The sequence below is a fragment of the Actinophytocola sp. genome (assembly GCF_035762905.1).
Lineage (GTDB): Bacteria > Actinomycetota > Actinomycetes > Mycobacteriales > Pseudonocardiaceae > DASYTH01.
Window position 1 is genome coordinate 53,594 of record NZ_DASUCC010000041.1, and the last position, 11,460, is coordinate 65,053.

General features: G+C 70.5%; 7 protein-coding genes. 5 read left to right on the forward strand and 2 right to left on the reverse strand.

What is annotated here, in order from left to right:
* The first annotated feature begins 5 nt into the window (after positions 1-5).
* Positions 6-1,115: a MoxR family ATPase gene (locus VFV67_RS07725; RefSeq protein WP_326468358.1), complete on the forward strand. Its 1,110-nt coding sequence runs from the start codon at positions 6-8 to the stop codon at positions 1,113-1,115.
* Entirely contained in the window at positions 1,112-5,473 is a 4,362-nt protein-coding gene (fxsT, locus tag VFV67_RS07730) for an FxSxx-COOH system tetratricopeptide repeat protein (protein WP_326468360.1), read from the forward strand. Before VFV67_RS07725 ends, fxsT begins: the two co-directional genes overlap by 4 nt.
* Here fxsT and VFV67_RS07735 read toward each other — a convergent pair whose 3' ends face one another.
* A complete protein-coding gene (locus tag VFV67_RS07735) occupies positions 5,474-6,934 on the reverse strand; it encodes an HEXXH motif domain-containing protein (RefSeq protein ID WP_326468361.1) in 1,461 nt (486 codons plus the stop codon).
* A 750-nt stretch (positions 6,935-7,684) separates the two neighbouring features.
* Positions 7,685-8,380, reverse strand: coding sequence for a Crp/Fnr family transcriptional regulator (locus VFV67_RS07740; RefSeq protein WP_326468362.1), 696 nt, complete (start codon positions 8,378-8,380; stop codon positions 7,685-7,687).
* Between the two features lie 156 nt (positions 8,381-8,536).
* Here VFV67_RS07740 and VFV67_RS07745 point away from each other — a divergent pair, with 156 nt between their 5' ends.
* The 3 genes from VFV67_RS07745 (at position 8,537) to VFV67_RS07755 (ending at position 11,460) form a co-directional block, all read left to right on the forward strand.
* Positions 8,537-8,884, forward strand: a complete 348-nt coding sequence (locus tag VFV67_RS07745) for a hypothetical protein (RefSeq protein ID WP_326468363.1) — start codon at positions 8,537-8,539, stop codon at positions 8,882-8,884.
* 10 nt (positions 8,885-8,894) lie between these two features.
* A complete protein-coding gene (locus VFV67_RS07750) occupies positions 8,895-10,082 on the forward strand; it encodes an ROK family transcriptional regulator (RefSeq protein WP_326468365.1) in 1,188 nt (395 codons plus the stop codon).
* Positions 10,083-10,242: 160 nt separating this feature from the next.
* Positions 10,243-11,460: an ROK family transcriptional regulator gene (locus tag VFV67_RS07755; protein WP_326468367.1), complete on the forward strand. Its 1,218-nt coding sequence runs from the start codon at positions 10,243-10,245 to the stop codon at positions 11,458-11,460.

Here is an 11,460-nt window from a genome sequence, read left to right on the forward strand (position 1 = left end):
CGCAGATGAGCGCGAACGAGCATTCCCCCGACGAACAGCCGGACGGCGCATCGTCTTTTGTTCCGCCGGACTGGTGGATCTATCGCGGCACCAGCCGGCCGCAGGACGGCGTCCGGCTGGACGTGGACCTACCACCTCCGCCGCCGTGGCGAGACTTCAACGGCGGCCCGTTGCCGGAGCCCGACGAGCCACCCGAGGACGACGGTCAGGCAGCCCGCCGGCTCGGTTCGGAGTACCACCTGACCGAGCAGGACGTGAACCCGCACGAGGTCGACATGGTCAACACGGCGCTGTACCTGCGCCGTCCGCTGCTGGTGACCGGTCAGCCGGGCACGGGAAAGTCCGGTCTGGCCTTCCAGATCGCCCGGGAGCTGAACCTCGGCCGGGTGCTGCGCTGGCCGATCACCAGCCACACCACCCTGCGGTCCGGTCAGTACGAGTACGACGCGATCGCGCGGGCGCAGGCGGCCGGCGCGCTGCACGCCGCCGCACGGTACGGGCCGGCCGGCGACGCGCCGGTCCGGTGGGAGCCGCCGCTCGGGGAGTTTCTGCGGCTCGGTCCGCTCGGCACCGCGTTTCTGCCGCGCAGGCGGCCGCGGGTGCTGTTGATCGACGAGCTGGACAAGAGCGAAGCCGACCTGCCCAATGATCTTCTGATTATTTTCGAGGACGGCGAGTTCACCATTCCTGAGCTGCACCGGGTCCGCGAGCGCACCCCTGAGATCACCGTTTTCACCGACGATCCGGGTGCGTCCGCCACGATTGTCGGCGGCCGGGTGCTGTGCAATGCCTTCCCGATCATCGTGATCACCAGCAATGGTGAGCGTGACTTCCCGCCAGCGTTTCTGCGCCGGTGCGTGCGGCTGGACATCAAACCACCGACCGAGAGCCAGCTGGTGAAGATGGCCGCCAATCACCTGCTGGACCGGGACGGCCAGCTGCGGCCGCTGGTCCGCGAGTTCGTGGAGCGCGGCAAGGCAAGCGGCGGGCTGCCGGCGGACAAACTGCTGGACACGATGTTCCTGGCGACGTCGGGTGCCTACCGCCAGAACGACGCCTCCTGGCGCCGCCTGATCGACGCGTTGTGGCGCCCGCTCAGCTCGATGGTGCCGTGAACGTGGACGCTGCCGGCAACGACCTACCCGGGATAGACCGCCTCCGGGTCGAGGACCTCGTGTACAAGGAACTCGCCGACGCGGTCTGGCTGGCCGCGGCGACCCAGCGATGCGAGCCGGAGGCCGAACCGGAGACCACGCCGGCCGCGAAGCCGTTCGCCGGCCCGCCACCCGCCGATTCCGGTCCTGCGGCCGAACCACCTGCGCGGGACTGGCTGGACGGCCATGTGACGACCGCCGCCCCGGCCCCGCGCCGGGAGGAGGACGTCGTGCGCCTGTTGCCGGCCATCGGCGACGGTGCGCCGGCCGCCACCGAGCTGCTGCGGCGGTCGGCGGAGATCGTGCGCGCGCTGCGGCCGCTGCGCCGCAAGGTGCCGTCCGCGGACCAGGACGAGGTGATCCTGGACGAGGTGGCCACGGCCGAGCGCGCGGCCCAGGACGGCCTGTGGCTGCCGGTCACCAAGCCGGACACCACCCGCTGGCTCGACCTCACGGTGGTGGTGGACACCGGGCCGTCCATGGCGATCTGGCGGTCGACGGTCACCGCGTTCCTGTCGCTGGTGCAACAGCTCGGCGCGTTTCGCACCATCCAGCTCCGGTTGCTGGACACGCACCGGTCGGCGGGCGGGTCACCGACGATCCCGGCATTGCGCGGCGGCACCCCGGGAACGCCGGTGCGCGGTCCCGCCGAACTGCTGGATCCGTCCGGCCGGCGGATCGTGCTCGTGGTGAGCGACTGCGTGAGCGAGTGCTGGCGGACCGAGCAGGTGTCGCCGATGCTGTGCCGGTGGGGGACCACCATGCCGGTGGCCGTGCTGAACCCGTTGCCACAGTGGCAATGGGGCCGCCGAGGCCTGGCGCTGCACCGCGCCCGGCTGACCGTTCCGGGCTCGCTGCGGCCGAACGGGCGGTGGGGACTGGAACTGCCGGACGCGTGGTCACTTGCCGACCCCGGTTCGCTCATCCCGGCCGGCACCGTCCCGGTGCCGATTCTCGAGTTGGAGCCGCGCTGGCTCGGCTGGTGGGCCCGGCTGGTCGCCGGGCAGCACAGCAGTTCCGCCAACGCGATGGTGTTGCTGGCCAACCCGGCCGGGTGGCCGCCCCGGCCGGAAACCCCCGCCGGCACGGCGCCGGCCGGGGACCGCGACGCGCAGGCCGAGGTGCTCCGCTTTCTCAGCGTGGCCTCGCCGCCGGCCTATCGGCTCGCCACGCTGCTTGCGGCCGTTCCGGTCAGCATGCCGATCGCGCGTTTCGTGCAGGCCGAGCTGATTCCGGACTCCGGGCCGGCGCATCTCGCCGAGGTGTTCAACAGTGGGCTGCTGCACCCGCCGGATCCCGGTACCGATGAGCGATCTTGGGAAGCGGTTACCTTTGACATCAACGACTCGGTCCGCCAGGTGCTGTTGAGCGGAGCCCGGCGGTCCGAGACGGCGAAGGTGATCCGCCTTGTGGCGGAACGATTCGGTGTGCTCGGCCGGGTCCGGGCCGCCCTGGACAAGCCGGACGCCACGCCGGATCCCGATCTCACCGCGGACAATGCCTACTTAGTAGCGATTGAGCGCACCGTCATGCGGGCACTGAGCGGACCGTATCTTTCCCGGGCCGATCGACTGAGCCAATCGACGAGTTCTCACCAACCGGCCCCGGTTACCTTAAGCTCAGAAACTGCAACACGTGCTTCGAAGAATACGGTGAGCGAAAACATGCCAGACGTAGCCGAGCACGCCGAGCTGCCCAGCCAGCGGAGTGCGACTTCCATAGCTGATCCGGAAACCCCGGTGGTCGACCGGACCGGCCCCACCGACCCGACACCCGTTGTGCCGTACGATCCCGCGCCCGCGGTCGGTCTGCCGCCGAAGGAGCGACGGACCGACGGAAACCCGCCGGTGTGGGGCAACGTACCGCCGCGCAACCCCAATTTCACCGGCCGGACCGAACTGCTCGAGGAGCTCGACCGGCGGCTGGAAACCGGCACGACGGCCATCCTCCCCGCCGCGCTGCACGGAATGGGTGGGATCGGCAAGACCCATATGGCGGTGGAGTACATCTACCGGCACCTGGCCAAGTACGACGTCGTGTGGTGGATTCAGGCCGCCCAGGTGGGGCAGGTCCGGGCCGGGCTCACCGAGTTGGCCCGGCGGCTGCGGCTGCCCGGCGCCTCCGAGGCCAACGCCGCCGTGCCCGAGGTTCTCGAAGCCCTGCGCCTCGGCGATCCGTACGACCGGTGGTTGCTGGTGTTCGACGCGGCGGAAAGCCCGGAGACGATCCGGCATTACTTCCCCAGCAACGGACCCGGCGACATTCTGATCACCTCACGAAATCCGGACTGGGCCAGCATCGCCCGTCCGCTCGAGATCACGGTGTTCAACCGTGCGGAAAGCATCGAGCTACTCAAGCGCCGGGGCCCGGAAATCGACGAGGGCGAGGCGGATCAACTCGCCGAGGCGCTCGGCGACCTGCCCCTGGCCATCGAACAGGCGGCCGCCTGGCGGGCCGAGACCGGCATGCCGGTCCGCGAGTACCTGCGGCTGTTCGACGAGAAGGTCGCCGAGATCCTCGACACCTCCGCACCGAGCGGCTACGAAGTCTCCGTCGCCGCCGCCTGGAACGTCTCCTTCGACGCGCTGAAACACCGCAGCCCCGCCGCCCACCAACTCCTCCAGGTATGCGCTTTCTTCGCCCCCGAACCCATCTCCCGCGCCCTGTTCGCCGGTGCCCGCGGTGTTTCCATCTCCCCCGAGCTCGACGTCGCCCTGCGCGACCCCATGCAACTCGGCCGCGCCATCCGCGACATCAACCGCTACGGCCTTGCCAAGATCGACCACCGCAACAACACCCTCCAACTCCACCGCCTCGTCCAACTCGTCCTACGCAACCGAATGTCCCCCCAACAACGCGAAGTCATGCAACACGGCGCCCACGTCCTGCTCGCCAGCTACGACCCCAACGACCCCCTTTCTCCCGACCAGTGGCCGCGCTACCAGACCGTGCTCCCGCACGTCTTTTCCTCCGAGCTGACCGACTGCGACGACCCGTGGGTGCGTCAACTGGTCATCAACCTGATGAAGTACCTGTATTTCTGGGGTGACCACGAGGAGGCCGCTGCGGTGGCCACCGCCGCCAGGGACCGGTGGACCCAGCGGCTCGGCGAAGCCGACTCACAGGTTCTCGAAGCGGCCAGCCAACTCGGCATGTTCCTGTGGGCCCTCGGGCGTTATCCCGAAGCCGCGCGGGTCAACCAGCGCACCCTCGAACTCTGCCGCGCCCGTTCCGGCGACAACAGCGAGGACACGATCATCGCCGAACTTCGGGTCGCCGTCGACATGAAGGCCCGGGGCGACTTCGCCGCCGCTCGCACCCTGAACGAGGAGATCCACACCCGGGTCCGGGCCCAGTTCGGCGACGACGACCCGGTGACCCTGCAGACCGCGCACGACCTCGGGGTGAGCCTGCGGCTGTGCGGGGAGTACCAGCGGGCCCTGGAGTTGGACGAGTACACCTACCAGCGGCGGGCGGAGGTATTCGGCCAGGACCATTTGGACACCCTGAACACGCGCAGCGGTCTGGCCATGGACCGTCGTGAGCTGGGGGACTACCAGCTTGCCAGGGACGAGCACGAGTGGCTCGCCACCCGGGTGCGCGACCTGCTCGGCGAGGACAAGGCGGACACGCTGCGCCGGTACGGGTACCTGGCGGTAGCCAGGCGAAAGGTCGGTGACCACGAGGGAGCACTTGGCCTGTCCCGCAAGGCGCTGGAAACCTACCGGCGCCGGTACGGCCGACAGCATCCGGTCGCCATGGCCTGCGCCATCGACCACGCGAACGACCTTCGGCACGCCGACGATCTGGAGGGCGCGTGGCAGCTCGGTCAGGAGACCTTCGAGCTGTACCGCGCCATGTTGGGCGAGACCCATCCGTACACCCTCTCCGCGGCGGTGAACCTGGCGGTCACGCTTCGCCTGCGCGGAGACGTCGAGGCGGCCCGGCAGCTCAACGAGCGGTCGCTGGACCGGCTGCGCGCGGCGCTCGGACCGGACCATCCGCACGCGCTGGTGTGCGCCATCGACCTGGCCAGCGACGCGGCGACGCTCGGTGAGACCGACACCGCGCTCACGCTCGGCCAGGACGCCACCGAACGGGCTGACCGGGTGCTCGGTGCCGAGCACCCGATCACGCTCGCCGGGCGGCTCAACGTGGCGATGGATCTCCGGATGCTCGGTCGGACCCAGGAGGCCGACGCCAGGCACGCGGACGTGGTCGGGGGATTCCGGCGCGTCCTCGGGGAGCGGCATCCGGCGACCCAGGATGCCGTGCGCGGCCTGCGCGCCAACTGCGACATCGACCCGCTGCCGCTGTGATCAGCGGACCAGCGGGCTGATCCACTCGGCCAGCTCGACCGGGTCCACCGTGCGCTCCCGCCGGACCTCCCGGTGCACCGCCCGGACCAGCTCGGGCCGGCCAAGCAGCGCCCGGGCCGCCGGGCTGGTCACCTGCGCGGCCCGCAACGCCAACCCCAACCCCACCCAGGCATTCGGGCTGTCTTGGTCCGTTGCCAGCTCGGCCCGGTACGACCGAACGGCGTCCTGCGCCCGACCGGTCGCATAGTCGAAGTCGGCCCGCGTGGCGCCAGGGATTTCCTGCCACACCGAAGCGATGCTCGGCGCGGGGATCGTGAGGGCGAGCCGGACCAACTCGGTGCGCGCCCCCGACCAGGTTCCGTCCGGTACCGGCGTCGGCGCCTGATCATCCAGCGCCACCGGTGCGGGCTTCTTCCCGGACAGCCAGGCGATAGTCAGTGATCGCACCGTTTCCTTGTCCGGCCGCACATGCCGCATCCGCCATCCGGCGTGGTGGTCGACGGTCGCGGCGTCGACCAACCCGGCGGTCCGGTCCGGGATCGGCTCACGCAGCCACGGCTCCAACCGCCCGGCGATCCCGTCGACGAACCGCCGGCCGATCTCGGTCAGGCCGCCGTCGGCTCGCAGCGCGTCGAGCGTCCGCGCGACCCCGGCACGCCAGTAGCCGAACTCGAACCAGGCCCGCTCGTCGGTCGCCTGGGTGTCCACTGTGGCCAGACCGCGCCAGAACGCGGTGACCCCGAAGAACGCATAGACCCCGTGCAGCACACCGCCGATCGGTCGCGGATCATCCCGCCACTGGGTGTAGAACCGCTCCCGGCAGTCCGCTTCGGTCAGCGCGGTCAGATGCATCAGCGCGCCCAGCTTGAAATGCTGGAACTCGTGCACCAGCATCGCCGCGAGTGAGGTGGCGTCCGCCGGGAGCGCAATGGTGGCGCTGCCGAAGGCCTCCCCGGCCGAACCGCTGACACTCTTGTACGGAACCGCCGGGATCGGCACCACGGCGTCGAACCCTTCCGCAAACCCGTCCGCCACGGCGGGAACACAGCGCAGCATCAGGTGCCAGGCCCCGGCGAGCAGCTTCTCCCAGTCCCGCACCGCGTCCGCGTCGATCCGCTTCGGCAGCAAGGGCTCGTGCATCCCCCGGTACGGATCCACGTCATCCAGCCGAATCCTGACCAGCCGCCCCGCATCCCGCGCCTCGATCCGCCTGATCGCCCACCACCCCGGCGCATCCGTGGACAGGTCGACGGGCAGCGTCAAGGACAGGTCCGCCGCACCCACCCGCACTCCGCCGGCATCCCCCCGAACCTCCGCAACCGAGAACCGCGACCTCATCGGCAGCTGCGCCACGCCCAGGGTCGGCAGAACGATCGTGCCCTCCCACACCGGAACCCGAATCGCGAACCCGATCCCCGCCTGAATCGCCGCCGACGCCGCGAGCGCATGGAAGTACCCCAAGTGGATCCACAGTGGACAGACGCCGGATGTTCCGTTGCGCACCAACCTCGTGGCATGGGCCAGCCATGACCCGGTGTAGGGGTTCGCCAGCAGGCCTTCAACTACCTGTGGGTCGCTTTCCTCAACTCTGCTGAAAAGCTCCCAAGCCTCATCCGGAGAGGGCAGCGGACGGTATAGCTCCGGATCCCTGCACATGTGGTCATGAAGGGCCCTGAGCATGAGCAGCCGCCGTGAGCGCTCCATGCCACGCAACTGCCGGATCGTCCCTGGGCCGCCTTCGCCCCGGGTCAGTTCGTCGAAGCCGTGCAGGGAGAGGCCATGGAAGTCCTGCTCCAATAGACACGCCTGCCTTTCAGCAGCGAGATGGTTCGTGCCGATCAGTCGATTCGGACCGCCTGGGAACATGTGGCTTCGGTCTTGCTCGGCCTGCTGACTTGTTCGGTTACAACGTTCAGGCCGTGTCGCAGAACCGAAGAAGAAGTTTCAAGTGTCAATAGAGCGGACAGCGAGAGGTAGCTTAGGTCGGGTACCTCTGATCCGATGCCCGCCTTAGTGAATGCGCCCGGACCCAAGGTGTCCCTCCAGTGTGCAATGGCTCCGTGCGTTTGCGACGGCGAGCCATGATCGCATCGGGAATCTGGAAAGGACTAGTCGATCACAGGTCTTCTTCGAGTGTGCCAGTGGGAATCACCCGATCGGGTGGATGTGGGCAACCCGTTTGGTCTACGGCCAAGCCCCCTTTTGTGGGCACTACGTTCGGCCGGTTGCGAGATCCCGCAGGCGGGCGAGGCTGACGATGCGGACCCGGCGTCTCGCGGTCTCGAGGATGCCTAGGGACCGGAGTTCGTCGAGGCCTCGGACCAGGGTGCTGCGGGAGACGCGGGCGAAGGCGGCTAGTTCGTCTTGGGTGAAGGGGAGGTCGATGGGGGTGGTGTCGGGGATGGGGTTGAGGGTGTGGGGGGCGCATTGGTGGGCTAGTTCGAGGAGGGTGGCGGCTAGGCGTTGGGGGAAGGCGGGGCCGCCGGCTTCGAGGCGGAGGAGGTCGGACTGGGTGAGGCGGATGGCGGCTACGGAGAGGAGTTCTTGGGCGATGCGGGGTTGACGGGCGAGTACAGTGCGGAGGCGTTCCTGCGGGATGACGAGGGCGTGCACCGTGCCGATGGCGTGGATCGTGGAGTTGCGGGGACGGCCGCTGATGGCGCCCAACTCACCGATGATCTCGCCGGGACCACGGGCGGCAATGGGGGCGTTGTCGCCGCGCTCATTGGTCACCGAGATTTTGACCCAGCCGCTGAGGATCACGCACATTCCGCCGGGCGGCGCGCCCTGCCGGATGATGACCTCACCCGGCCGCCACTCCTGCGTGTATCCGGCTTCCCGCAGCGCGGCCTGCTCCGCGGCGGTCAGTCGATACCAGGCTCTACCTTCTTCCTCCGGCAGGGTCACGGTCGACGTCCTTCGGGTCACGCGGGCGGTATCCGAACCCAGCGTTCCATCTGACACTTCGCAGGATCCCGGGGGGCGTCAGTATGGGGGGCTACCCGACCGCTTGGGATAACGATGACTTACACCGGCCCTCAATACCAGAGGCTGTCCGGCCGCATGGCGGAAACGTTCGGTTCGACGCCCGAGGCGGTCCCGCCGCACCCGCCGTTGATCTCCGGCGGCTGGTATCACGGCATGTCGCTGGACGAGGTGCTCGGCCCGGGGCGGTGCCCGCCGCAGCCGACCGCGGACCGGTCGGTCGGCACCGCCCTGTGGCTCACGCTGGCGTTCGGGCCGGCCGGGCTGGGCTACGTCTCCCGCGCCGGCGGGCTGGTCTGCTCGGCGCTGACCGTGCTCGCCGTGGTCCTGCTCGGCTTCGCCGCGCTGCTGATCGCCTGGCCGCTGAGCATGGTCTGCGGCGGCATCCTGGCCAGCGGAGTGCACGCGGAGTACCGGCGTCAGTAGATTTCCCGGCATGAGCGTGCCGGGTGAGCAGCCACGGGTCCGGTCGCGGCACCAGTCGCGGTTGCTTGAGCTGTTACGGGACGAGGGCCCGCTGTCGCGGGTGGCGCTCGGCGAGCGGCTGGACCTGCCGCGGGCGAAGCTGGCCGGCGAGCTGTCCCGGCTGATCGACACCGGGCTGGTGCAGGTCGGCGGCCCGGCGGCGAGCCGGGGCGGGCGCCGGTCGACGCTGGTGCACCTTGCCGAGGACCTGCGGTTCATCGCGGTCGACGTGGGCGCGACGGCGGTGGCGGTCGCGGTCACCGACGGCCGGTGCGAGGTGCTGGCCAACGAGCGCGCCGAGTGCGACGTGCGGCTCGGCCCGACCCAGGTGCTCGGCCGGGTGGTGGACATGGCCGGGCGGGTGCTGGACAAGGCCCCCGGCCGGCTGATGGGCGCCGGAATCGGGCTTCCCGGGCCGGTGAGCTTCCGGGACGGCATGCCGGTGGCCCCGCCGATCATGCCCGGCTGGGACCGCTACCCGGTGCGCGAGGAGCTGGCCGGCAAGTGGGGCCGGCCGGTCACGGTGGACAACGACGTGAACGTGATGGCGCTCGGCGAGCGGCACGCCGGGGTGGCCCGTTCGCTGGACGACCTGATCTTCGTCAAGATCGGGACTGGGATCGGCTGCGGCATCGTGGTCGGCGGGCGGGTCTACCGCGGGGTGGCCGGAACGGCCGGCGACATCGGACACATCAAGCTGGACGACTACGGCCCGGCCTGCGCGTGCGGCGAGGTGGGTTGTCTCGAGGCGTACTTCGGCGGCGCCGCGCTGGCCAGGGAGGCACTGACCCTGGCCCGCAGCGGCCGGTCCAGCATGCTGGCCGCGGCCCTCGAGGAGCGCGGCCGGCTGACCGCGAACGACGTGGGCACCGCGGCGGCGGCCGGTGACTTCGCCGCCGCGAACCTGGTGCGCGAGGGCGGCCGGCGGCTCGGGCACGTGATCGCCTCGCTGGTCAGCTTCCTCAACCCGGGCATGGTGGTGATCGGCGGCGGGGTGTCCCGGCTGGGCCATCCGCTGCTGGCCGAGGTGCGCAGCTCGGTCTACCGCCGCTCGCTGCCGCTGGCGACCGGGAACCTACCGATCGTGTTGTCCGAGTTGGGCGATCTGGCCGGAGTGACCGGTGCGGCCTGGTCGGCGACGGACCATACGTTCAACTGAGCCGGATCGACACACTTTCGTTATCTACCGACGAAAGTGTGCGGCAACGTTAGGCCAAACGGCCTATTGCCCCACGGCCCGGCCGTGAGACACGCTCACACGCAACGTCAATTTGGTCAGGTCCTCAACGAAGTGGAGCGGTGTGGGACACAGTCGTCCGGTGGACCAGGCGGGCCTGCGCCGCGGGAACCTCGCCCTGCTCGTGCGCACGCTGCGCGAGCACGGCGCGCTGTCCCGCGCCCAGCTCGCGGTCCGGTCCGGGCTGTCCAAGGCCACCGTGTCCAGCCTGGTCACCGATCTCGAGCAGCGCGGCCTCGTGCACTCGGCCGGCGTGTCCGCCGGCGGCGCCGGCCGGCCCGGTCAGCTGGTCGGACTGCGTCCCACCAGCGTCTGCGGCCTCGGCCTCGACCTGCACCTGGACCACGTCGGCGCCTTGGTCACCGACCTGTCCGGGGCGGTGCTGTTCCGCCACCGGATCCAGTGCGACGTGCCCGCTCTCGGCCCGGACCGGGTGCTCGACCAACTCGCCGCGCTGGCCAAGGAGGCGCTGGACGCGGTGGCCGGGGCCGGCGGGCACGCGGCCGGCCTGACCGTGAGCGTCCCCGGCCTGGTCGACACGGACGCCGGGGCGGTCCGGTTCGCGCCGCGGCTGCGCTGGCGCGAGGTGCCGGTCGCCGACGCGCTGGCCGCGCGTACCGGCCTGGACCTGGCCCGGGTGGCGGTGGACAACGACGCCAACCTCGGCGCCATGGCCGAGCACGCCGCGCTGCCGGTGTCCGACCTGGTCTACGTGACCGGCGACTTCGGCATCGGCGGCGGGGTGATCTGCGGCGGCCGGCTGGTCCGCGGGTCGATCGGTTTCGCCGGGGAGATCGGGCACATGTCCATGGACCCGCTCGGCCCGACCTGCTCGTGCGGCCGGCGCGGCTGCTGGGAGACCCAGGTCGGCCTGCAGGCCATGCTGCACGCCTGCGCCGACCCGGAGGACCAGGTGCACGACCCCACGCTGGACCGGGATCAGCGGATGACGATGATCCGGGCCCGGGCCGAGCGCGGCGACCAGCGCACGCTGCACGCCCTGCATCAGATCGGCTCGGCGCTCGGGGTCGGCGTGTCCATCGTGGTCAACCTGCTCAACCCGGCCGTCGTGGTGCTCGGCGGGTACTTCGCGGCGCTGCCGGAGTGGCTGGTCGAGCCGGTGCGCCAGGAGGTGGCCGCCCGGGTGCTCGCGCCAGGGGCCGGCGGCGCCCGGGTGGTCGGCTCCCGGCTCGGCTTCACCGCGGCGACCACCGGCGGCGCGCTCGCCTCGCTGCGCCGCGTGCTCGAAGACCCGGCCAGCGTGCCCATCCTTTCCGCTGCGGAGGTGGCTCCGTCGTGA